At 69.7% G+C, this 22,863-nt stretch carries 20 protein-coding genes; 9 read left to right on the top strand and 11 right to left on the bottom strand.

What is annotated here, in order from left to right; all coding sequences use genetic code 11:
- Positions 1 to 9 precede the first annotated feature (9 nt).
- Positions 10 to 795, top strand: a complete 786-nt coding sequence (locus tag ACZ6ZP_RS20545; protein WP_351167228.1) for an ArsR/SmtB family transcription factor — start codon at positions 10 to 12, stop codon at positions 793 to 795.
- An 18-nt stretch (positions 796 to 813) separates the two neighbouring features.
- Here the strand turns inward: ACZ6ZP_RS20545 and ACZ6ZP_RS20540 are convergent, their stop codons facing one another.
- A complete protein-coding gene (locus tag ACZ6ZP_RS20540; protein WP_469407787.1) occupies positions 814 to 1,761 on the bottom strand; it encodes an intradiol ring-cleavage dioxygenase in 948 nt (315 codons plus the stop codon).
- Between the two features lie 127 nt (positions 1,762 to 1,888).
- Positions 1,889 to 3,670: an aspartate--tRNA ligase gene (gene aspS / locus ACZ6ZP_RS20535; protein ID WP_351167169.1), complete on the bottom strand. Its 1,782-nt coding sequence runs from the start codon at positions 3,668 to 3,670 to the stop codon at positions 1,889 to 1,891.
- A gap of 163 nt (positions 3,671 to 3,833) precedes the next feature.
- Here aspS and ACZ6ZP_RS20530 point away from each other — a divergent pair, with 163 nt between their 5' ends.
- On the top strand, positions 3,834 to 6,047 hold the full coding sequence (locus ACZ6ZP_RS20530; RefSeq protein ID WP_351167171.1) for a SpoIIE family protein phosphatase: 2,214 nt from the start codon (positions 3,834 to 3,836) through the stop codon (positions 6,045 to 6,047).
- Here the strand turns inward: ACZ6ZP_RS20530 and ACZ6ZP_RS20525 are convergent.
- From ACZ6ZP_RS20525 to ACZ6ZP_RS20515, 3 genes are all read right to left on the bottom strand, one after another.
- Complete coding sequence (locus ACZ6ZP_RS20525; RefSeq protein WP_351167173.1) at positions 5,975 to 7,066, bottom strand: AI-2E family transporter; 1,092 nt, start codon at positions 7,064 to 7,066, stop codon at positions 5,975 to 5,977. The two genes, ACZ6ZP_RS20530 and ACZ6ZP_RS20525, sit on opposite strands and share 73 nt — an antisense overlap.
- Positions 7,067 to 7,112: 46 nt before the next feature.
- Positions 7,113 to 8,069, bottom strand: a complete 957-nt coding sequence (locus ACZ6ZP_RS20520; RefSeq protein ID WP_351167175.1) for a pirin family protein — start codon at positions 8,067 to 8,069, stop codon at positions 7,113 to 7,115.
- Between the two features lie 139 nt (positions 8,070 to 8,208).
- Positions 8,209 to 8,697, bottom strand: coding sequence for an SseB family protein (locus ACZ6ZP_RS20515; protein WP_351167177.1), 489 nt, complete (start codon positions 8,695 to 8,697; stop codon positions 8,209 to 8,211).
- Positions 8,698 to 8,855: 158 nt separating this feature from the next.
- Between ACZ6ZP_RS20515 and ACZ6ZP_RS20510 the strand changes: the two genes are divergently transcribed.
- The 4 genes from ACZ6ZP_RS20510 to ACZ6ZP_RS20495 all read left to right on the top strand — a co-directional run bounded on the left by ACZ6ZP_RS20510 (position 8,856) and on the right by ACZ6ZP_RS20495 (position 13,113).
- Positions 8,856 to 10,688 carry an acyl-CoA dehydrogenase gene (locus ACZ6ZP_RS20510; protein WP_366461595.1) on the top strand — a complete coding sequence of 611 codons (1,833 nt, stop codon included), beginning with the start codon at positions 8,856 to 8,858 and terminating at the stop codon, positions 10,686 to 10,688.
- Between the two features lie 198 nt (positions 10,689 to 10,886).
- The gene (locus ACZ6ZP_RS20505) at positions 10,887 to 12,191 is read left to right on the top strand and encodes a M18 family aminopeptidase (protein ID WP_468614542.1); all 1,305 of its coding nucleotides are present in this window, start codon (positions 10,887 to 10,889) and stop codon (positions 12,189 to 12,191) included.
- 88 nt (positions 12,192 to 12,279) lie between these two features.
- Positions 12,280 to 12,492: a DUF6458 family protein gene (locus ACZ6ZP_RS20500; RefSeq protein WP_361466506.1), complete on the top strand. Its 213-nt coding sequence runs from the start codon at positions 12,280 to 12,282 to the stop codon at positions 12,490 to 12,492.
- Positions 12,493 to 12,618: 126 nt separating this feature from the next.
- On the top strand, positions 12,619 to 13,113 hold the full coding sequence (locus tag ACZ6ZP_RS20495; RefSeq protein ID WP_351167185.1) for an LURP-one-related/scramblase family protein: 495 nt from the start codon (positions 12,619 to 12,621) through the stop codon (positions 13,111 to 13,113).
- 25 nt (positions 13,114 to 13,138) lie between these two features.
- On the opposite strand, the gene ACZ6ZP_RS20490 is transcribed toward ACZ6ZP_RS20495, so the two are convergent.
- Positions 13,139 to 13,942, bottom strand: a complete 804-nt coding sequence (locus ACZ6ZP_RS20490; RefSeq protein WP_469407786.1) for a carbon-nitrogen family hydrolase — start codon at positions 13,940 to 13,942, stop codon at positions 13,139 to 13,141.
- Positions 13,943 to 14,112: 170 nt separating this feature from the next.
- On the opposite strand from ACZ6ZP_RS20490, the gene ACZ6ZP_RS20485 reads away from it, so the two are divergent.
- Positions 14,113 to 14,937, top strand: a complete 825-nt coding sequence (locus ACZ6ZP_RS20485; protein ID WP_361466512.1) for a maleylpyruvate isomerase family mycothiol-dependent enzyme — start codon at positions 14,113 to 14,115, stop codon at positions 14,935 to 14,937.
- Positions 14,938 to 14,959: 22 nt separating this feature from the next.
- Here the strand turns inward: ACZ6ZP_RS20485 and ACZ6ZP_RS20480 are convergent, their stop codons facing one another.
- A complete protein-coding gene (locus ACZ6ZP_RS20480; RefSeq protein ID WP_351167191.1) occupies positions 14,960 to 16,267 on the bottom strand; it encodes an MFS transporter in 1,308 nt (435 codons plus the stop codon).
- Positions 16,264 to 16,938 carry a GntR family transcriptional regulator gene (locus ACZ6ZP_RS20475; protein ID WP_351167193.1) on the bottom strand — a complete coding sequence of 225 codons (675 nt, stop codon included), beginning with the start codon at positions 16,936 to 16,938 and terminating at the stop codon, positions 16,264 to 16,266. The genes ACZ6ZP_RS20480 and ACZ6ZP_RS20475 overlap by 4 nt, the downstream gene beginning before the upstream one ends.
- Before the next feature lie 157 nt (positions 16,939 to 17,095).
- Here ACZ6ZP_RS20475 and ACZ6ZP_RS20470 point away from each other — a divergent pair, with 157 nt between their 5' ends.
- The gene (locus ACZ6ZP_RS20470) at positions 17,096 to 17,986 is read left to right on the top strand and encodes a D-alanyl-D-alanine carboxypeptidase family protein (protein WP_351167195.1); all 891 of its coding nucleotides are present in this window, start codon (positions 17,096 to 17,098) and stop codon (positions 17,984 to 17,986) included.
- A 63-nt stretch (positions 17,987 to 18,049) separates the two neighbouring features.
- Here the strand turns inward: ACZ6ZP_RS20470 and ACZ6ZP_RS20465 are convergent, their stop codons facing one another.
- The 3 genes from ACZ6ZP_RS20465 to pdhA are packed head-to-tail and all read right to left on the bottom strand — an operon-like array spanning position 18,050 to position 21,749.
- The gene (locus ACZ6ZP_RS20465) at positions 18,050 to 19,576 is read right to left on the bottom strand and encodes a dihydrolipoamide acetyltransferase family protein (RefSeq protein WP_469407784.1); all 1,527 of its coding nucleotides are present in this window, start codon (positions 19,574 to 19,576) and stop codon (positions 18,050 to 18,052) included.
- Between the two features lie 11 nt (positions 19,577 to 19,587).
- The gene (locus tag ACZ6ZP_RS20460) at positions 19,588 to 20,568 is read right to left on the bottom strand and encodes an alpha-ketoacid dehydrogenase subunit beta (protein WP_351167199.1); all 981 of its coding nucleotides are present in this window, start codon (positions 20,566 to 20,568) and stop codon (positions 19,588 to 19,590) included.
- A gap of 2 nt (positions 20,569 to 20,570) precedes the next feature.
- Positions 20,571 to 21,749: a pyruvate dehydrogenase (acetyl-transferring) E1 component subunit alpha gene (pdhA, locus tag ACZ6ZP_RS20455; RefSeq protein WP_351167201.1), complete on the bottom strand. Its 1,179-nt coding sequence runs from the start codon at positions 21,747 to 21,749 to the stop codon at positions 20,571 to 20,573.
- 411 nt (positions 21,750 to 22,160) lie between these two features.
- On the opposite strand from pdhA, the gene ACZ6ZP_RS20450 reads away from it, so the two are divergent.
- Positions 22,161 to 22,823, top strand: a complete 663-nt coding sequence (locus tag ACZ6ZP_RS20450) for a response regulator (RefSeq protein ID WP_160506163.1) — start codon at positions 22,161 to 22,163, stop codon at positions 22,821 to 22,823.
- Positions 22,824 to 22,863: the final 40 nt, after the last annotated feature.

Genomic DNA, 22,863 nt, shown 5'->3' with positions numbered 1-22,863 from the left:
GACAAGTCGGTGGACAAGGTCTTCAAGGCCCTGGCCGACCCCACGCGGCGCTATCTCCTGGACCAGCTGCACGCCGAGAACGGCCAGACGCTGGGTGAGCTCGCCGAGCGCGTCGCGATGACGCGCCAGTCGGCCACCCAGCACCTGGCCCTCCTGGAGGCCGCGAACCTGGTCAGCACCGTCCGGCGAGGGCGCGAAAAGCTCCACTACCTGAATCCCGTGCCGCTGCACGAGATCCAGGAACGATGGATCGACAAGTTCGAACACCCGCGGCTGCGAGCCCTCAGCGCACTGAAACAACAGGCGGAGGCCACCATGACCACGAACCCGACCAACCCGGCGAAGCCGACGTACGTCTACGTCACCTACATCGAGAGCACCCCGGAGAAGGTCTGGCACGCCCTCACCGACGCGGAGCTGACGGCCGCGTACTGGGGCCACGCCAACGTCTCCGACTGGCGGCAGGGCTCACCCTGGGAGCACCGGCGCACCGACGGCTCGGGCATCGCGGACGTGGTGGGCGAGGTCGTCGAGAGCACCCCGCCCACCCGCCTGGTGACGACCTGGGGGTACCCGAACGCGGCAGCCGACTCCGCCGACCCCTCCCAGGTCACGTTCGACATCGAGCCGTACGGCGGGATCGTGCGCCTGACGGTGACCCACGAGAACCTCGCGGACGAGAAGGAGCGCAACGACGTGGGCTCGGGCTGGCCCGCGGTCCTCTCCAACCTCAAGTCCCTCCTGGAGACGGGCTCCCCGCTCCCGGACAAGCCGTGGCTGGTCCCGAGCAGCTGACCTGCGGCGCCTGCCGGGCTACGACGTCCCGTCCTGCGTCTCGTCCGGGTCGACGCCCATCGTGATCGATCCGACGACGCCCTTGTCGATGCGGCCCTTGCGGTACGTCAGCTTCAGGAGGCCGTCCTGGGTGCCGCCCCCGCCGTAGATCGTGTCCTCGTCCAGCGTCGTGCGCTCGGTCGTGCTCGTGGAGTACGGGGACACCTCCGCGGAGGCGAGCACCGCCGTCTCCGCGAAGAAGAACTGGCCCGTGTGGCAGGCGTGGCCGCCCTCATAGCCGGTGTCCGTCATCGTGCCGCCCACGTGGACCTTGGTGTGGATGTGCACGGCGCGGCCCTGGTACCAGCCGGGGAAGACGGTCTTGAACTCCACGTAGCCGTGCTTGTCGGTGAGTTGCGTGCCCCGCAGGTAGCGCTCGTCGTCGGTCGGCTCCTGGTGGCCTCCGCCGCCCCCGCCGGGGCCGCCGGAGGGCGGGGTGCCGGTGGGGGTGCCGGTTGGGCTTCCGGTCGGTGCTCCCGTCGGCGGGGTGCCGCCGCCTCCGCCCCCGCCGCTCATCGACTCGTACCCCGAGTAGATCCCCAGCGCGTCGCAGTGCCAGATGTCCACCGCCGCCTTCTTCAGCGGCTTGCAGGTGTCCGCGTCGATCACCTTGAGGCGGAGGGTGAAGGGGATGCCCTCCCTGTCCTCCGTGATGTCCTCGCGGATCTTGTCGGCGTCTATGTAGTACGGGCCCTCGGTCGTCTCGCCGGTCAGGCGGTAACACGTCTCGGAGGCCGATTCCGAAGTCGAGGCGCCGGATGCCGAGGTGCCCGTCCCCTCCGCGGACGCGCTCGCCGCCACCGCGCCGCCCACGCCGACCGCCGCCACCGCGGCCCCGCCCGTGATCAGGACCTTACGGCGCGTCACGTCCCTTTTGTGGGCCGGGCCCTGGGGTTTCTCCGGCTGGTGGTTCCTGTTCTCTGTCATGAACCGGACGCTATGGACCCCACCTGTCACCGGCGTGTGCACCGACTGTGCGTACGCACAGGAAAGGGCCCGGAACCAGATGATCGGTTCCGGGCCCTCAACTCGCCTGCTTCTCGAGGCTGCTTGGCTACTTGTCCTCGCCCTTGGCGGAGGCCACCGGCTTGCGCAGCGCGATGTTCAGCTCACGCAGGCGGCTCTCCTCCAGCTCGGAGGGCGCGCCCATCATCAGGTCCTGCGCGTTGCCGTTCAGCGGGAACGAGATCGTCTCGCGGATGTTCGGCTCGTCCGCGAGGAGCATGACGATGCGGTCGACGCCGGGGGCGATGCCGCCGTGCGGCGGGGCGCCGAGGCGGAAGGCGCGGAGCATGCCCGCGAACTCCTGCTCCACCGTCTCGCGCGCGTAGCCCGCGATCTCGAAGGCCTTGAGCATGACCTCGGGCTCGTGGTTGCGGATGGCGCCGGAGGACAGCTCGATGCCGTTGCAGACGATGTCGTACTGCCAGGCGAGGATGTCGAGGGGGTCCTTCTCCTCCAGGTCCTTCATGCCGCCCTGGGGCATCGAGAAGGGGTTGTGGGAGAAGTCGATCTTCCCGGTGTCCTCGTCCTTCTCGTACATCGGGAAGTCGACGATCCAGCAGAAGCGGAAGACGCCCTCTTCGAAGTGGCCCGCACGCTTGGCGGCCTCGACGCGGACGGCCGACATGATCTTGGAGACCTCGTCGACCTCGCCCGCGCCGAAGAAGACGGCGTGACCGGCCTCCAGGCCGAGACGCTTCGTCAGCTCCTCGACGTCTCCCTCCGTCAGGAACTTCGCGATCGGGCCCGTCAGCGAACCGTCCTCGGCGACGCGCACCCAGGCCAGGCCCTTCGCGCCCTGCTCGACCGCGTAGTCACCGAGGCCGTCGAAGAACTTGCGGGACTGCGACGCCGTGTCCGGCACCGGCAGGGCGCGCACGTGCTTGCCCGCGAACGCCTTGAACTCGGAGTCGGCGAAGATGTCCGTGATGTCGCTCAGTTCGAGCTTCGCGCGCAGGTCCGGCTTGTCGTTGCCGTACTTCAGCATCGACTCGCGGAACGGGATGCGCGGGAAGGGGGATGTGACCTCGCGGCCGCCCCCGTACTCCGTGAAGATCTCCGTCATGAGCTTCTCGATGGGCTGGAAGACGTCTTCCTGCTCCACGAAGCTCATCTCGACGTCGAGCTGGTAGAACTCGCCCGGCGAGCGGTCGGCGCGCGCGTCCTCGTCGCGGAAGCACGGCGCGATCTGGAAGTAGCGGTCGAAGCCCGAGATCATCAGCAGCTGCTTGAACTGCTGCGGGGCCTGCGGCAGGGCGTAGAACTTGCCCGGGTTCAGGCGGGAGGGCACCACGAAGTCGCGGGCGCCCTCGGGGGACGTCGCGGCGAGGATCGGCGTCGCCATCTCGTTGAAGCCGAGGGCCACCATCTTCGAGCGGATCGAGGCGATGACGGAGGAGCGCAGCATGATGTTGCGGTGCATGCGCTCGCGGCGCAGGTCCAGGAAGCGGTACTCCAGGCGCCGCTCCTCGTTCACGCCGTCGTCCGCGTTGACCGTGAAGGGCAGCGGGGCCGCGGTGCCGAGCACCTCGACCTCGGCGGCCTCGATCTCGATCTCGCCCGTGGGCAGCTCGGGGTTCACGTTCTCCGCGCCGCGCGAGACGACCTTGCCGTCGATACGGACGACCGTCTCCTTGGAGAGCTTGTCGAGCGTCTCGGCGGCGGGGGTGCCGGGGCGGGCCACCAGCTGCGTGATTCCGTAGTGGTCGCGCAGATCGATGAAGAGGATGCCACCCAGGTCTCGGCGATTGTGCAGCCAGCCGCTCAGCCGGACGTCGGAGCCGACGTCAGAGGCGCGGAGCTCGCCGCAGGTGTGGGACCTGTACCGATGCATCTTCGTTCATCCAGTCTTCGCGAATAGGGGAGAGAGCAGACAGGCCCCAAGGCTACCGTCCGGGCGGAGATCGCTTTCCGGATTACTTCCCGATCACCCCCGGAGGGCTCTTCGCCACCCCCGGCGGTGGCGCCTTGTCCGTGGATCTTCCTAAAGTGGGTCAATGCGCACCGACGATCCCTTGCAGCAGGCGGGGGACGAACCCCTGCCTCCCGTGCGGGACGTCCTTGCCGCCATCGCGACCGGCCTGTGGCGCTGGAACAACGCGACCGGCACCGTCACGCTCGACGCCGAGGCGTCCCGGCTCCTCGGGCTCCCCGCGCGTGCCCAGAGCCTCACCGAGGCGGGTGTGCGCTCCCGCTTCCACCCCGTCGACTGGAACGAGATCGACGGCATCGTCCAGCTCGCCGTCGCCGAGGGCACCCTCGCCGAGGCCCGCCTGCGGATCATGGACGAGCAGGGGCGCCGGGTCCTGCGCATCGTCCGCAGCCGCTCCAAGCCGATCGTGGACGAGACCACGCACTCGTACGAGCTCATCGGCACCCTCCAGGAGGTCAGCGAGCCCCCGCCGGGCGCCGCCGCCCGCTCCCCCGTCACCGGCGACTGGCGGCGCTCCCGCGAGGCCTTCCTGCTCGACGCGGGGCGCGCGCTCGCCGAGGCGCGGTCGACCGAGGAGGTGCTCCGGGTGGCCGGCGGGCTCTCCATGCCGGGGTTCTCGCCGGACGGGCTCGGTGTCTTCGGCCTTGAAGGCGACCGGCTCAAGGTCATCGGGCATCACGGCCACCAGCCGGGGGACGACCTGCCCTTCTCGGCGATGCCCCTGGACACGGACTATCCGGCCGCCGAGGTGGTCCGCACGGGCCGCGCGGTGTATCTCTCCTCGCCCGAGGAGTACCACCGCCGCTACCCCGCCACCTGGCCGCTGGCCCGGCCCTTCGAGCGGCAGTCGTGGGCGTTTTTGCCGCTGACCGTCGCGGGCCGCACGATGGGCGCCTGGCTGGCCGCCTTCGCCTACCCCGTCTCGTTCACGCCGGACGAGCGCTCCGTCCTGACGACGGTGGCCCGGATGCTGGCCCAGGCCCTCTCCCGGGCCGGGGTCGCCGAGTCGGAGCGGGAGCTGACGGAGGGTCTTCAGCGCTCGATGCTGCCGCTTCTCGGGCCGCGCATCCCGGGGATGAGCGTGGCCGCGCGGTACGTGCCGACCGGCGGCGGGCTCCAGGTGGGCGGCGACTGGTACGACATGATCCCGCTGCCCAACGGCCGCATCGCCTTCGTCATCGGCGACGTCCAGGGCCATGACGTGCGGGCGGCGGGCCTGATGGGACAGCTGCGGATCGCCCTGCGGGCGTACGCGTCCGAGGGCCACCGCCCGGACGCCGTGCTCTCCCGGGCGACGCGCTTCCTCTCGGGGATCACGGACGGCATCACGATCGGCTCGGACGGCGACCCCGGCGGGGACCCCGCCGACCCGCGCTTCGCGACCTGTCTCTACGTGGAGGCCGATCCGGCCACCGGTGTCCTGGAGATCGCCCGCGCGGGCCACCCGGAGCCCGCGATACGCATGAGTGACGGAACGGTCCTGCTGCGCCCCACGGCCGGCGGTCTGCCGCTCGGCATCGACCCGGACGCGGACTACCCCACGACCCGCCTCGTCCTGGAGGCCGGCGAGACGATGCTGGTCTGCACGGACGGCCTCATCGAGACCGGCGGCCACGACCTGGACAGCGGCTGGAAGCGGATTCGCAAGATCCTGGAGGAGGACGGGGGCGACGACGGCGACGACGGCCTCGAAGAGCTGGCCGACACCCTCGTGCAGGCCGTGCACGGGCCCTCCTCGCACCACACCACCGGGCCGCTCGTGGACCGCCGCGAGGACGACATAGCGGTCCTGCTGCTGCGCAGAGCCGGTCACCCCGCCCACCGCACGCCCGCACGGCGCACCGTCCTGACGGTCGCGCAGGCCGAGCCGGAGCGGATCGCGGGGGCGCGGCGCCATGTGCGGGAGCTGCTGCACGACTGGGCGGTCGCCGATCAGGTCGACTCGGCGGTCCTGATGGTCTCCGAGATGATCACGAACGTACTGGTGCACACGGACGGCGACGCCCTCTTGGTCGCCGAGGTCATCGGGGAGCCGGGCTCGCGCCGGCTGCGGGCCGAGGTGTCGGACGGCAGCGACGACCTGCCGCACAAGCGCCACCCCGGTGAACTGGCCTCGTCCGGGCGGGGGTTGGTCCTGATGGAGCTGCTCGCCGACGAGTGGGGGGTGGACCCCAGGGGCGAGGGCAAGAGCATCTGGTTCGAGCTCTACGAGGGGGACGCGGGGCCTTCCACGGGGCTGCCCGAGGCCGAGGAGGGCCCGGCGGAGCCCGCCGGGTAACGCTCCCGCAGCTCCGAGATCACCCCGAAGGCCGCCGCCGTCACCGGCACGGCGAGCAGCATCCCGAGGATTCCGGCCACCGACGCCCCGGCGGTGATCGCCAGCATCACGACCGCCGGATGCATCTGCACGGTCCGCGACTGGATCACCGGCTGGAGCACGTGCCCCTCCAGGACCTGCACGGCGAGCACGACGCCCAGCGCCCACAGCGCGATGACGAAGCCCCGGTCGGCGAGCGCGACCAGGACGGCGACGGCTCCGGAGATGAACGCGCCCAGGTAGGGGATGTAGGCGCCGATGAACACGAGCGCGCCGAGCCCCCACGCCCCCGGCACCCGCAGGACCAGGAGCCCGATCGTGATGCAGATGGCGTCGATGAGCGCGATGAACGTGGTGCCGCGCATGAAGCCCTCGACGGCCTCGAAGGCCCGGCGGCCCATCGCCTCGACGGTGTCGGCGGTGCCGCGCGGGGCGAGCGAGCGCATGGAGCCCATGGCCCGGTCGGAGTCGCGCAGGAAGAAGAAGACGAGCAGCAGCGCGAGGACGGCCATGGCGATCATCTCGCCGACGACGCTGAGCCCGCTGATCACCCCGGACGCGGCGGAGCCGCCGAACTTGCCCAGGAGTTCCTTGGCGTTGGACGCCATGTCGTCCAGGGAGGTGCCCGCGGCACCGAAGTGCTCGGACAGGTCGGCGGCGGCCTGCTTCACGGAGGCGATGATCTGGTCGCCGGTGTCGACCAGGGCCTTGACCACGATGTACATCGCGCCGCCGACGACCGCGACGACAGCCGCGCAGGTGAGCCCCGCGGCCAGCGAGCGCTGCACCTTCATCTTCAGGAGCCAGCGGTAGACGGGCCCCAGGAGTGCCGTGCCGAGGAGGGCGAGCAGCACCGGCGTGACGGCCGTCTTGAGGATGACGAACAGCCAGATCGCCACGGCGGCCACGCCGGCGACGAGCAGGAGGACCACGCACCAGGCGGCGGTACGACGTGCGGGCTCGGGCAGGAGGGTGCTCACCCTCCTACCCGAGCACGGGCCGTGCGGCCCCGCACCTTATGTACGGCTACATGCCGTGCACGGCCGGAACCGTGCCGAGCAGACCCTTCTGGAAGTCCTCGAACGCCTGCTGGAGCTCGGCCTGACTGTTCATCACGAACGGTCCGTAGTGCGCCATCGGCTCACGGATCGGCTGCCCGCCGAGCAGCACGACCTCCAGGTCGGGGGTGTTCCCGTCCTGCTTCTCGTCCGCGCGGACGGTCAGCGAGGAGCCGGAGCCGAAGACCGCGGTCTGGCCCATGTGCACCGGACGGCGCTCGGCACCGACCGTGCCGCGCCCGGCGAGGACGTACGCGAGGCCGTTGAAGTCCTCGCGCCAGGGCAGCGTGACCTCGGCGCCGGGGCGCACGGTCGCGTGGATCATCGTGATCGGCGTGTGCGTGATGCCGGGGCCGTCGTGGCCGTCGAGCTCACCGGCGATGACCCGCAGGAGCGCGCCGCCGTCGGGGGTGGTCAGGAGCTGCACCTGGCCGCCGCGGATGTCCTGGTAGCGGGGGTCCATCATCTTGTCCCGCGCGGGCAGGTTCACCCACAGCTGGAGGCCGTGGAAGAGGCCGCCGGACTGGACGAGGGACTCCGGCGGGGCCTCGATGTGCAGGAGGCCCGACCCGGCGGTCATCCACTGGGTGTCACCGTTCTGGATGGTGCCACCACCGCCGTTCGAGTCCTGGTGCACGAACGTGCCGTCGATCAGGTACGTCACGGTCTCGAAGCCGCGGTGCGGGTGCCAGGGCGTGCCCTTGGGCTCCCCGGCTCCGTACTCCACCTCGCCCATCTGGTCCATCATGATGAACGGGTCGAGGTGCTTGTAGTTGATCCCCGCGAAGGCCCGGCGCACCGGGAAGCCCTCGCCCTCGAAACCGCTCGGCGCGGTCGTCACGGCGAGCACGGGGCGGGCCACGGCGTCGCCGGACGCGGCCACACGGGGCAGGGTCAGCGGGTTCTCGACGGTCACAGCGGGCATGTCGGTGCCTCCTTCTTCGTACGTCCACTTTAGTTGAACGTAGAACTTCTTGCCACCGGGAACGCGGGACGCCCGGAGGGAATTCCCTCCGGGCGTCCTGTCTGGCCGGAAACGGCCGCCTGTGGCCGCGCGGCGGCGCCTAGCCGTACATCCGGCGCATGGCGAAGTCGACCATCTGCTCGACGGCCTTGGCGTCGAAGACCATGCGGTGCTCGCCCTCCATGTCGAGCACGAAGCCGTACCCGGTGGGAAGGAGGTCGATGACCTCCGCGCCCGTGATCACGAAGTACTTGGACTCCTTGCCCGCGTACCGGCGCAGCTCCTTGAGCGAGGTGAACATCGGGATCACGGGCTGCTGGGTGTTGTGCAGGGCGAGGAAGCCGGGGTTGTCGCCGCGCGGGCAGTAGACCTTCGAGGTGGCGAAGGTCTGCTGGAAGTCCTCCGCGGACATCGAACCCGTGGTGAAGGCGCGCACCGCGTCCGCGAGGGACGGGGGAGACGGCTCGGGGTAGAGCGGGGGCTGCTGGGCGTATCCGCCCGCGCCGCCCGGCATCTGCTGCGGCGGCGGCTGCGCCCCGGGCGGGGCGTACTGCTGCTGGGCGCCTGGGCTCTGGTCGTAGCCGTACATGTCCGCAAGAGTACTGAGCCCGCACCCGCACCGCGCACGAGTACTGAGTCACAGATGACCTATTAGGGGTTGCTTCTTATTACTGGCGGGTAGCATCATCGTAGCTACTAGCTGGTACTGATCCTGTTGATCCCTTTTCTGCTTACGGAGCCGTCGCCATGGGGCACTACAAGTCGAATCTCCGCGACATCGAGTTCAACCTCTTCGAGGTACTCGGCCGCGACAAGCTGTACGGCACCGGCCCGTTCGCGGAGATGGACGTCGACACCGCCAAGACCATCCTCGACGAGCTGCGCCGCCTCGCCGAGAACGAGCTGGCCGAGTCCTTCGAGGACGCCGACCGCAACCCGCCGGTGTTCGACCCCGAGACCAACACCGCGCCGGTCCCGGCGTCCTTCAAGAAGAGCTACCAGGCCTTCATGGACTCCGAGTACTGGCGCCTCGGCCTGCCCGAGGGCATCGGCGGCACGACCGCTCCCCGCTCCCTGATCTGGGGTTACGCGGAGCTGCTTCTCGGCGCCAACCCGGCCGTGTGGATGTACTCCTCCGGTCCGGCGTTCGCGGGCATCCTGCACGACGAGGGCAACGAAGCGCAGAAGAAGGTCGCCGCGATCGCCGTCGAGAAGCAGTGGGGCTCGACGATGGTCCTGACCGAGCCGGACGCCGGTTCGGACGTGGGCGCGGGCCGCACGAAGGCGGTGAAGCAGGAGGACGGCTCCTGGCACATCGAGGGCGTGAAGCGCTTCATCACGTCCGGTGAGCACGACATGTCGGAGAACATCCTCCACTACGTCCTCGCCCGCCCCGAGGGCCACGGCCCCGGCACGAAGGGCCTCTCGCTCTTCCTCGTCCCGAAGTACGAGTTCGACTGGGAGACCGGCGAGCTGGGCGCGCGCAACGGCGTGTACGCGACGAACGTCGAGCACAAGATGGGCCTCAAGGCGTCCAACACGTGCGAGATGACGTTCGGCGACCAGCACCCCGCCAAGGGCTGGCTGATCGGCGACAAGCACGACGGCATCCGCCAGATGTTCATGATCATCGAGTTCGCCCGCATGATGGTCGGCACGAAGGCCATCGCGACGCTCTCGACGGGTTACCTGAACGCCCTGGAGTACGCCAAGGAGCGCGTCCAGGGCCCGGACCTGGCCCAGTTCATGGACAAGACGGCGCCCAAGGTGACGATCACCCACCACCCGGACGTCCGCCGCTCGCTGATGACGCAGAAGGCGTACGCGGAGGGCATGCGCGCCCTGGTCCTGCACACCGCGGCCGTCCAGGACGACATCCAGATCAAGGAGGCGGCGGGCGAGGACGCGTCGGCGCTGATCGCCCTGAACGACCTCCTCCTGCCGATCGTCAAGGGCTACGGCTCGGAGAAGTCGTACGAGCAGCTGGCGCAGTCGCTCCAGACGTTCGGCGGCTCGGGGTACCTCCAGGAGTACCCGATCGAGCAGTACATCCGTGATGCCAAGATCGACACCCTCTACGAGGGCACGACGGCCATCCAGGGCCAGGACTACTTCTTCCGGAAGATCGTCCGCAACCAGGGCGCCGCGCTGAACGGCCTCGCCGAGGAGATCAAGAAGTTCCTCGCGGTCGGCACCGGCGGCGAGAGCCTGGCCGGGGCCCGCGAGGAGCTGGCCAAGGCCGCGGTCGAGCTGGAGGCCATCGTCGGCGTCATGCTGACGGACCTCGCGGCCACGGAGTCGGACGTCAAGTCCATCTACAAGGTGGGCCTCAACACGACCCGCCTCCTGATGGTCTCGGGCGACGTCGTCGTCGGCTACCTCCTGCTGCGGGGCGCGGCCGTCGCCGCCGAGAAGCTGGAGTCGGGCTCCGCCTCGGCCAAGGACAAGTCCTTCTACGAGGGCAAGATCGCCGCGGCCAAGTTCTTCGCCGCGAACGTCCTGCCGGGCGTGGCCAACGAGCGCAAGCTCGCCGAGGGCGTGGACCTGGACCTGATGGAGCTGGACGAGGCCGCGTTCTAGCCTTCGCGACACTTCAGGTGGTGGCCCGCTCCCGTTCAGGGAGCGGGCCACTGTCGTCTGCGGGGTGATCGGGTGGGTGGGCGGGAAAGATTCCGCGCGAGCGGCGGTACAGGCCCCCGGGATACGGGCAGATCCGGTACAGAACCTCCCAGAAATGGCCCCCCTCGCCCAGAGGAACCGCTAGCTAGGCTGGAAGCCATGAGCACACTTGCCCGCTTCGACCGCGGCCACTCCGACGACCTCATGACCTTCCTTGCGGCAAGCCCCTCCCCGTACCACGCAGTGGCGAGCGCCGCGGAGCGGCTAGAGAAAGCCGGTTTCCGGCAGGTCGAGGAGACCGACGCCTGGGACGGGTCGACCGGCGGCAAGTATGTGCAGCGCGGCGGCGCGATCGTCGCCTGGTTCGTCCCCGAAGGCGCCTTCGCGCACACCCCGTACCGCATCGTCGGCGCCCACACCGACTCCCCCAACCTCCGCGTCAAGCCGAAGCCGGACGCGGGCGCGCACGGCTGGCGGCAGGTCGCGGTCGAGATCTACGGCGGCCCGCTGCTCAACTCCTGGCTCGACCGCGACCTCGGTCTCGCGGGCCGGCTCTCGCTGCGGGACGGCTCCACCCGCCTGGTGAACATCGACCGGGCCCTGCTGCGCGTCCCGCAGCTGGCGATCCACATGGACCGCGGCGTGGTCGCCGACGGCCTCAAGCTCGACAAGCAGAAGCACATGCAGCCCATCTGGGGGCTCGGCGACGACGTGCACGAGGGCGACCTCATCAGCTTCCTGGAGGAGGAGTCGGGACTCGCCCCCGGCGACGTCACCGGCTGGGACCTGATGACGCACCCCATCGAGGCCCCCTCCTACCTCGGCCGCGACCGCGACCTCATCGCGGGCCCCCGCATGGACAACCTGCTGTCCGTGCACGCCTGTACGGCCGCGCTCGCCGCCGTCGCCACGGCGGACGACGCCGACTCCCTCCCGTACATCCCCGTGCTCGCGGCCTTCGACCACGAGGAGAACGGCTCGCAGTCCGACACCGGCGCCGACGGCCCGCTCCTCGGAAGCATCCTGGAGCGGTCCGTGTTCGCGCGAGGCGGCGCGTACGAGGACAAGGCCCGCGCCTTCGCCGGCACCGTCTGCCTCTCCTCCGACACGGGCCACGCCGTGCACCCCAACTACGCGGAGCGGCACGACCCGACGCACCACCCGCGCGCCAACGGCGGCCCGATCCTCAAGGTCAACGTCAACAACCGGTACGCCACGGACGGTTCCGGACGTGCCGTCTTCGCCGCCGCGTGCGAGAAGGCCGGCGTGCCCTTCCAGAGCTTCGTCTCGAACAACGCGATGCCCTGCGGCACGACGATCGGCCCGATCACCGCCGCCCGGCACGGCATCAAGACCGTCGACATCGGCGTGGCGATCCTCTCCATGCACAGCGTGCGCGAGCTGTGCGGTGCCGACGATCCGCACCTGCTGGCCAACGCGTTGGTGGCCTTCCTCGAGGGCTGAAGGACGATTTCCGCTTCTCCGTGTGATCGCGGCGGGTCCGGGTACCCGGGTGCACGCCACGACTTCACGACTTAGGGAGGCGGTCCTCATGGGCCTGGGCGGATGCATCATCCTGATCGCCGCGGGCGCCATCCTCGCGTTCGCCACCGACTGGGAGATGGAAGGCATCAACCTCACCGTCACCGGTCTCATCATGATGGCCGTGGGCGTGATCGGTGTCGCCGCGTTCACCAACGCACGCCGCAAGACGGTCGTGCCGCCGGGTGCCACGGTGATCAGGACGGACGACGAACACCACTGACCACCACTCACCGACGGGCCCGGCAGCCACCCCCAGGGCTGCCGGGCCCGTCGGCGCACCGCCACGTCACGGTGAACTCCCCCGGCTTCCCCGGTGCCGCGCCCGCCGCGGGGTAGTCATGGCCCCATGAAACTTCTCGTACGCGACCGGCTGCTGGGCATCGGCGACGACTACTGGATCGAGGACGACCAGGGCCAGAAGGTCTTCTTCGTCGACGGCAAGGCGATGCGCCTGCGCGACACCTTCGAGCTCAAGGACATGCAGGGCCGCGTCCTCATCGACATCCGCGCCAAGATGCTGGCGCTGCGCGACACGATGGTGATCGAACGGGACGGGGACACGCTGGCCACGGTCAAGCGCAAACGCCTCTCGCTGCTGCGCAACCACTACCGCGTGGACCTCGTCGACGGCACCGAACTCGACGTCAGCGGCAAGATCCTGGACCGCGAGTTCGCCATCGAGTACGACGGCGAACTCCTGGCCGACATCTCCCGCCGCTGGTTCCGCGTCCGCGAGACGTACGGCCTGCACGTCACCCGCGAGGACGCCGACGCGGCCCTGCTCCTTGCCGTCACGGTCTGCGTGATCCGCCTGGCGGAAAAGGAACGCGACGACGACTAGCCCCCGCGGGACTCGGCTGGGGGACTCAGCGCCGCGGGACGTCCATCCCCAGCAGCCGGTCCTTCAGCGCCGGGAACTGCTCCCGCGTTGCAGCCACCTTGGAGAGGTCGAGGTCGACGGTGAGGACCTCCTCACCGTCCCCGGCCTCGGCGAGCACCTCGCCCCAGGGGTCGACGACGACGCTGTGCCCCGCCTGGGCGACGCCGGCGTGCGTGCCGCCGGTGCCACAGGCAAGGACATACGCCTGGTCCTCGACCGCCCGCGCCCGGGCGAACAGCGTCCAGTGCTCACGCCGCCGCGCCGGCCACCCCGCGGGGACGACGAACATCTCGGCGCCCGCGTCGACGAGCCCCCGGAAGAGCTCGGGGAAGCGCAGGTCGTAGCACGTGGCGAGCCCGATCGCCGTGTCAGGCGTCCGCACCGTCACCAGCTCGCTGCCCGCACCCATCAGCACGGCCTCGCCCTTGTCGAAGCCGAACCGGTGGATCTTCCGGTAGGAGGCGGCGAGTTCACCCTCGGGCGAGAAGACGAGCGAGGTGTTGTAGAGGTCCCCCGAGGCGTCCCGCTCCGGAATGGACCCCGCGTGCAGCCAGAGCCCCGCGTCACTCGCGGCCTTGGCCATCGCTTCGTACGTCGCCCCCTCCAGGGGCTCCGCCTCGCTCGCGAACAACTCGTACGCGAAGGCGCCCGTGGTCCACAGTTCGGGGAGAACGACGAGATCCGGCCGCTCCCGCCCGGCGACCTCACGGACCAGTGAAGAGACCCGCGAGCGACGGGAATTGACCGATTCGCCCTCGTCTACGGCGATCTGGATGAGGGAGGCGCGCACACTACCACCGTCCTGGCATTCGAGCCGTCAATGCAGGCCTACGATCGTCACACGAAAGCACTGCAGGGGTGCCTGTGGGCAGCGTACTGTGATTTTCCGGGGGAGCCCCCCGGACCCCCACAGACGCGTCTCAGACACCCACCGCCCGCGTACGACCGTCGAGGGGTCCCGTGAGTCTCCATCCCAGCCTGCAAACCTACGCCGACGCCTGGACCCAATCCGTATCAGCCATATCCGAGCTGGTGTCACCGCTCGCCGAGGGAGAGTGGAGCTGGGCCACGCCCTGCCCCGGCTGGTCGGTGCGCGATGTCGTCTCCCACGTCATAGGCCTGGACTGCGAGATGCTGGGCGACCCGCGCCCCATCCACACCCTGCCCCGCGACCTGTACCACGTACAGACCGAGGGCCAGCGGTACATGGAGGTGCAGGTCGACGTCCGGCGCCACCACACCGCGCCCGAGATGACCTCCGAGCTGGAGTACACGATCATCCGCCGCTCGCGGCAGCTGCGGAACGAGTCGCGCGACCCTTCGCACAAGATCCGCGGTCCGCTCGGCACCGAGCAGACCCTCGAACTGGCCATGCGGATGCGGGCGTTCGACGTCTGGGTGCATGAGCAGGATCTGCGTACGACCCTGAAGAAGCCCGGCGACCTGGACTCCCCGGGTGCGTACGTCGCGCGGGACCTCCTGCTGCAGGGACTGCCCAAGGTCGTCGCCAAGAAGGCGGCGGCGCCGGTCAATTCGGCGGTCGTCTTCGACGTGAGCGGGCCCGTCGAGTTCCTGCGCACGGTCCGCGTCGACGCCGATGGCCACGCCACGGTCGACAGCTCCCCCTCGCTCGGCCCGCTCGCCACGCTCGGCCTGGACTGGGAGACGTACTTCCGCCTCGCGTGCGGCCGCGTCTCGTACGCGTCGGTGGCCGACCGGATCAAGATCGAGGGCGATCACGGCCTTGCCGATGCCATCCTGCGGGAGTTCGCGGTCACGCCGTAGCTCCCCCGCGGCCGCCTCGCCCTCACACGGGCACGTGCACGGCCTCGACGCGGCTGGCGACGAGCCGCTCCTTCTCCCTGCGCACCGCGCGCGTCCGCAGCCGCAGGATCTGGCTGAGGCCGAGCGCCTCGAGGACGAAGACGGCGGAGAAGGCGATCCGGTAGTTGTCGCCGGTCGCGTCCAGGAGCACGCCGACGGCGAGCAGCGTCGTCATGGAGGCGACGAAGCCGCCCATGTTCACGATGCCGGAGGCGGTGCCCTGGCGCTCCGGCGGGTTCGCGGGCCGTGCGAAGTCGAAGCCGATCATGGACGCGGGGCCGCAGGAGCCGAGCACGACGCAGAGCGCGACGAGGAGGCCCATCGGGGCGTGGTCGCCGGGGTAGTGGATCGTCACCGCCCACATCACGGCGGTCGCCGCCACCGTGCCGATGGCGAGCGGCGTGCGCGCCGCGTGGTGCCGGGCGACGATCTGGCCGTAGACCAGGCCCACCACCATGTTGGACAGCACGACGAGGGTGAGCAGCGCCCCGGCGCTCGCGCGCGTGAGCCCCTGCGCCTCGACGAGGAACGGCAGGCCCCACAGGAGCAGGAACACCATCGCGGGGAACTGCGTGGTGAAGTGCACCCACAGCCCGAGCCGGGTGCCGGGCTCGCGCCAGCTCAGGGCGATCTGCTTGCGCACGAAGGCCCCGCCGGTGTGCCGCACCGGCGCCGGTTCGTGGCCCTCGGGGTGGTCCTTGAGGAACAGCGTCATCAGTACGAGGACGACGACACCGCAGAGCGCGCTGCCGGCGAAGGCCGCGGTCCAGCCGACGGAGTGCAGCAGCCGGGCGATGACGAGGGTGGAGACGAGGTTGCCCGCCATGCCCACCAGACCGGCGAGCTGGGCGACCAGCGGTCCGCGCCGGGCCGGGAACCAGCGGGTGCCCAGGCGCAGCACGCTGATGAAGGTCAGCGCGTCACCGCAGCCGAGCAGCGCGCGGGACGCGAGCGCCATTCCGTACGAGGGCGAGAAGGCGAAGCCGAGCTGCCCGAGCGTGAAGAGGACGACGCCGATGGTCAGCACGCGCTTGGTGCCGAGCCGGTCGACCATCAGGCCGACGGGTATCTGCATGCCCGCGTACACGAGCAGCTGAAGGATCGAGAAGGTGGAGAGCGCGGACGCGTTCACGTGGAAGCGGTCGGCGGCGTCGAGCCCGGCGACGCCGAGGGAGGTCCGGAAGATGACGGCGACGAAGTAGACGGCGACGCCGATGCCCCAGACGAGCATGGCCTTCTTGCCGCCCGGGGGATCACCGGGGAGCGAGACGGGTGCGGCGGCGGAGGTCATCGGACTTCGCCCCTGGCCAGGTTCTGGAACCAGCCGACGTGCCGGGTGACCACGGCGACCGCCCCCTCCGCGTCCCCGGCGCGCAGCGCGTCGAGGATCTCCTCGTGCTCGGCCAGCGTCTTGGCGATCCGGTCGGGGTGGGAGTGCATCACGGCGACGCCCATCCGCAGCTGCCGGTCGCGGAGCTGGTCGTACAGGCGGGCCAGGATCTCGTTCCCGCCGCTCCGCACGATCTCGGCGTGGAAGCAGCGGTCGGTCACGGCCGCGGCGGCGAGGTCACCGGCGGCGGCCTGCTCGCGCTGCCGGCCGAGGAGCTCTTCGAGGCGGGCGACCAGACCCGGCGGCGCGGGGACCGCCTTGCGCACCGAGTGCGTCTCCACCAGGAGCCGCGTCTCGACGACGTCGGCGATCTCCTGCACGGACACCGGCAGGACCAGCGCCCCCTTCTTCGGGTAGAGCCGGAGAAGGCCCTCCACCTCCAGCTTCAGGAGGGCCTCGCGCACCGGGGTGCGGGACACCCCGACGGCCTCGGCGAGCTCGCCCTCGGTGAGCAGCGTGCCGCCCTCGTACCGACGGTCGAGCACGCCCTGCTTGACGTGCGTGTACACACGCTCCGCCGCGGGCGGCTGCTTCAGGGCTGGTGTGAGGGGAGAGGCGGGTGCGACAGGCATGCGCACAGCATAGATACAACACGTACCCATGAGGTCGTCCAGTCCACGATCCGGACTTCACCCCTCTCAGAGCACATCCATTCGCCCCCCTCGTGCGTCTCACCATCAAGCGGCACCCTCATGTGGCCGTATTCCAGGGGCATTTGGAGCATTGAACTTGAACACCCCCATTAAGGGCATTCGACGCGCATCGGCCGTAATCGTCACTGCGGGTGCGGTATTCGCGGGCGGAGCCCTCACGACCCCGGCCCATGCGGCCGCGCTGCCCAAGCCGTCGATCGCCGCCAAGGGCGGCTTCGTGATGAACAACGGCACGGGCAAGACCCTGTTCACCAAGGCCGCGGACACCCGCCGGTCCACCGGATCCACCACCAAGATCATGACGGCGAAGGTGGTGCTCTCGCAGCCGAACCTCAACCTCAACTCCAAGGTCAAGATCGAGAAGGCCTACAGCGACTACATCGTCAGGAACACGGCCTCGTCCGCCCGGCTGATCGTCGGCGACAAGGTCACCGTCCGCCAGCTCCTGTACGGCCTGATGCTGCCGTCCGGCTGCGACGCGGCGTACGCGCTCGCGGACAAGTTCGGCAAGGGCACCACCCGCTCGGCACGCGTGAAGTCGTTCATCGGCAAGATGAACACGCAGGCCAGGAGCCTCGGCCTGACGAACACCCACTTCGACTCGTTCGACGGCATCGGCGGCGCGGGCAACTACTCCACGCCCCGCGACCTGACGAAGCTCGCCAGCAGCGCGATGAAGAGCTCCACGTTCCGTACGGTCGTGAAGACGAAGTCGACGAAGCAGAAGGTCACCACGAAGAGCGGTGGCTACCGCTACATGTCGTGGTCGAACACGAACAACCTGCTCAGCAGCTACAGCGGCGCCATCGGCGTGAAGACGGGCTCCGGCCCGCAGGCCAAGTACTGCCTGGTCTTCGCCGCGACCCGTAACGGCAAGACGGTCATCGGCACGGTCCTCACCTCGACCTCCGCCGACAACCGCACGAAGGACGCGAAGAAGCTGATGGACTACGGCTTCAAGAAGTAGCCCCTGCGGGGATACGACGAGGGGGCCCGCCGCGTGATGCGGCGGGCCCCCTCGTCGTACTGCCTACGCCCAGGTGATGAGCCGCTTGGGCTGCTCCAGGATCGCCGCCACATCGGCGAGCACCTTGGAGCCGAGCTCGCCGTCGACCAGGCGGTGGTCGAAGGAGAGCGCGAGTGTCGTCACCTGACGCGGCTTGACCTTGCCCTTGTGGACCCAGGGCTGGAGCTTGATCGCGCCGACCGCGAGGATCGCGGACTCGCCAGGGTTCAGGATCGGCGTGCCGGTGTCGACGCCGAAGACGCCGACGTTCGAGATGGTGACCGTGCCGCCCTGCATCGCGGCCGGGGTCGTCTTGCCGTCCTTGGCGGTGGAGACCAACTCGCCCAGCGACGCCGCCAGTTCGGGCAGCGTCTTGGCGTGCGCGTCCTTGATGTTCGGGACGACCAGGCCGCGCGGGGTGGCCGCGGCGATGCCCAGGTTCACGTAGTGCTTCTGGACGATCTCCTGATTCGCCTCGTCCCAGGCCGCGTTCACGTCCGGGTTGCGCCGGATCGCCACGAGCAGCGCCTTGGAGATGAGCAGCAGCGGGTTCACCCGCAGGCCCGCAAAAGCCTTGTCCTGCTTGAGCTCCTCGACCAGCTTCATCGTCCGCGTCACGTCCACCGTCACGAACTCCGTGACGTGCGGCGCCGTGAAGGCCGAGCCGACCATCGCCTGTGCGATGGCCTTGCGGACGCCCTTGACCGGGATGCGGGTCTCGCGGGCGTCGGTGCCGGCCGCCGGGGCGGCGGCAGGAGCGGCAGCCTCGGCGGCCACCGGCTGCGGCGCGGACACGGGGGCCTGGGCGGGGGCGGTCTGGGCGGCCGGGGCGGAGGCCTGGGCCACCGCCGCGTGCACGTCCTCGCGCGTGATGATCCCGTCAGGACCGGACGGGACGACGGCCGTGAGGTCGACTCCCAGGTCCTTGGCGAGCTTGCGCACCGGCGGCTTCGCCAGCGGACGCTCGCCGACGGGGGCGGACGCGGGGGCGGCGGCTTCGGCCGCGACGTCAGCCGCGCCCGAGCCGTTCAGCTCGGCCTGGACCGCAGCCGCGTAGTACGTGCCCGCGGCCTCGGCCTGCTCCTGCGCGGACTTGCGCGCGCGGCGCTTCGTCGAGGACTCGGCGACCCCGTAGCCCACGAGCACGGGCTGGCGGCCCGTGGGAACGGCCTCCTCCTCGGGGGCGGCTTCGGAGGCAGCCGCAGGAGCGGCCTCCTGCACCGGGGCGGCGGCTGTCTCCGCGGGCGCTTCGGTCTCCGCAGGGGCGGCGGGCTCCGCGGGGGCGCTTCCGCCGGACACGTCCACCGCGATGATCACCTGGCCGACGTCGACCGTGGTGCCCTCGGGGAAGCGCAGTTCCCGTACGACACCGTTGAACGGAATGGGCAGTTCGACGGCGGCCTTGGCCGTCTCGACCTCGCACACCACCTGCCCGTCGGTGACCGTGTCACCGGGAGCCACGAACCACTTGAGGATCTCTGCCTCGGTGAGCCCTTCGCCCACGTCGGGCATCTTGAACTCGGCCAGCGCAGCGTCTGTCATCGTCGTCACGACCCTCTCCCTCAGTACGCCAGCGAGCGGTCGACAGTGTCGAGCACCCGGTCGAGGCCCGGCAGGTACTCCTCTTCCAACCGCGCCGGCGGATACGGCGCGTGGAAGCCGCCGACCCGCAGCACGGGAGCCTCGAGGTGGTAGAAGCACCGCTCGGTGATGCGGGCCGCGATCTCCGCGCCCGTGCCGAGGAAGACCGGGGCCTCGTGGACCACGACCAGCCGGCGCGTCTTCTCGACCGAGGCCTGCACGGCGTCGAAGTCCATCGGCGACATGGAGCGCAGGTCCACCACCTCAAGGGACTTGCCCTCTTCGGCGGCGGCCGCCGCGGCCTCCAGACAGACCTTCACCATCGGGCCGTACGCGACGAGGGTCAGGTCCGTGCCCTCGCGGGCGACCCGGGCCTTGTGCAGGGGCGCCGGGATGGCGTCCGTGTCGACCTCGCTCTTGTCCCAGTAGCGCCGCTTCGGCTCGAAGAAGATCACCGGGTCGTCGCTCTGGATGGCCTGCTGCATCATCCAGTAGGCGTCCGAGGAGTTCGACGGCGAGACGACCTTGAGACCGGCCACGTGCGCGAACAGCGCCTCGGGCGACTCGCTGTGGTGCTCGACCGCGCCGATGCCGCCGCCGTACGGAATGCGGATGACGACCGGCATCTTGATCTTGCCGAGCGCGCGGGCGTGCATCTTCGCGAGCTGCGTGACGATCTGGTCGTACGCCGGGAAGACGAAGCCGTCGAACTGGATCTCCACCACCGGTCGGTAGCCCCGAAGGGCCAGGCCGATGGCCGTGCCGACGATGCCGGACTCGGCGAGCGGGGTGTCGATGACACGGTCCTCGCCGAAGTCCTTCTGGAGCCCGTCCGTCACCCGGAAGACGCCGCCGAGCTTGCCGACGTCCTCGCCCATGATGAGGACCTTGGGGTCGGTGTCCAGCGCCGTGCGCAGCGATTCGTTGATCGCTTTGGCAAGGGGAAGTTTCTGTACGCCCATGGTCACTTACCGCCCTCGACCGCGAACGACGCCTGGTAGGCCTCGAACTGCGCGCGCTCCTCGTCGACCAGCGCATGCCCGTCCGCATACGCGTTCTCGAAGATCGCCATCAGGTCCGGATCCGGCATCGCCCGCACCACCTCTCGCACTCGCTTTCCCAACGCTTCGCTCTCCGCCTCGAGTTCCGCGAAGAATCCCTCATCCGCGTGACCTTCGGCCTCGAGATAGGTCCGCAGGCGCAGGATCGGGTCCTTGGCCTCCCAGGCCTCGCGCTCGTCGTCGTTGCGGTACTTCGTCGGGTCGTCGGAGGTGGTGTGCGCGCCCATGCGGTAGGTGAACGCCTCGATGAGCGCCGGGCCCTCGCCCGTACGCGCCCGCTCCAGCGCCCACTTGGTGACGGCGAGCACGGCGAGCACGTCGTTGCCGTCGACCCGCACGCCCGGGAAGCCGAAGCCCTGCGCGCGCTGGTAGAGCGGCACGCGGGTCTGCTTCTCGGTGGGCTCGGAGATCGCCCACTGGTTGTTCTGGCAGAAGAACACGACGGGAGCGTTGTAGACCGCGGAGAAGGTGAAGGCCTCGGCGACGTCGCCCTGGCTGGAGGCACCGTCCCCGAAGTACGCGATCACGGCCGAGTCCGCGCCGTCCTTGGTCACGCCCATCGCGTACCCGGTCGCGTGCAGCGTCTGCGAGCCGATGACGATCGTGTACAGGTGGAAGTTGTTGGTGTTCGGGTCCCAGCCGCCGTTGTTCACGCCGCGGAACATGCCGAGCAGGTTCGTGGGGTCGACCCCGCGGCACCAGGCGACGCCGTGCTCGCGGTAGGTCGGGAAGACGTAGTCGTCGTCGCGGGTGGCGCGGCCCGAGCCGATCTGGGCGGCCTCCTGGCCGAGGAGCGAGGCCCACAGGCCCAGCTCGCCCTGGCGCTGCAGGGAGGTGGCCTCGGCGTCGAAGCGGCGGGTGAGAACCATGTCGCGGTACAGGGCGCGCATCTCGTCGGCGGTGATGTCCGCGACGTACGCGTCGTACTCGGCGTTCTTGACCCGCTTGCCCTCAGGGGTCAGCAGCTGGATCAGCTGGGGTTCCGTGCTCTTCTTCGGCGCGGCCTTCTTGGCGCTTGCGCGCTTGCCGCCGCTGGTACTGCTGCGGCGCGGTGTGCGCGCGGCGGTGCTCTCCACGGTCACGTGTGCTCCTCCGTCGGTCCGGCCCCCGGGATTACCGGGAAGCTGGGGGTCCCCCCTGCTCTTTAAGAGCTTGGGGGCGCGGCTCGCCTGATCCGTGCCCGCGCACGGGGTGGGTGCGACTCGGCCGGGAACAGGCGTGACAGGTGCCCCGGCGAGCGCCCTGCACAATGCACGTTACCCAGTGCTTCCCAATTCTGTGAAACCCCATCTGACCTGCGAATTTGCTTGGATTTCCAAGTATCTGACTGCTTGGATTACCGAGTAAATCCAGAAAGTCGGGAACAGTTCCTGGTCACAGCACTGATCACAGCCTGGCAGGGGGCCGGAACACCGGCACGTTATCCCGGCCACCCCGCGCACGGGAAGAGTTCAGCTCAGGCACTGCGAGAGATCGTGTGTGAGACTGGCTCCGTGCGCGAAGACGGAAAAATTACGGTATTTCTCCTCGACGACCATGAAGTGGTGCGCCGTGGAGTCCATGAGCTGCTCTCCGTGGAGTCCGATATCGAGGTCGTCGGCGAAGCGGGAACGGCGGCAGACGCCCTGGTCAGGATCCCTGCGACCCGGCCGGACGTGGCCGTGCTCGACGTGCGGCTCCCGGACGGCAGCGGCGTCGAGGTGTGCCGCGAGATCCGTTCGCAGAACGAGGACATCAAATGCCTGATGCTCACCTCGTTCGCGGACGACGAGGCCCTCTTCGACGCGATCATGGCGGGCGCCTCCGGCTATGTCCTGAAGGCCATTCGCGGCAATGAACTGCTCTCCGCCGTCCGTGATGTGGCAGCGGGAAAGTCCCTGCTCGACCCCGTCGCCACGGCCCGGGTCCTGGAGCGGCTGCGCGACGGAAACACCCCCAAGGGCGACGACCGTCTGTCGAACCTCACGGATCAGGAACGGAAGATCCTCGACCTGATCGGCGAGGGCCTGACCAACCGGGTGATCGGCGAACGGCTGCACCTCGCCGAAAAGACGATCAAGAATTACGTCTCCAGCCTGCTCTCCAAGCTCGGCATGGAGCGACGCTCGCAGGCGGCCGCGTACGTGGCACGCATGCAGGCGGAACAGCAGCACTGAGCCGTCACGGTCGGCGGTTGGTGGTCGGTGGTTGGGTGGT

It is taken from the genome of Streptomyces sp. NPDC054047, from assembly GCF_055585065.1.
The sequence above is the reverse complement of the archived record's forward strand: the minus strand, read 5'-3'. Positions and strand labels throughout refer to the sequence as shown.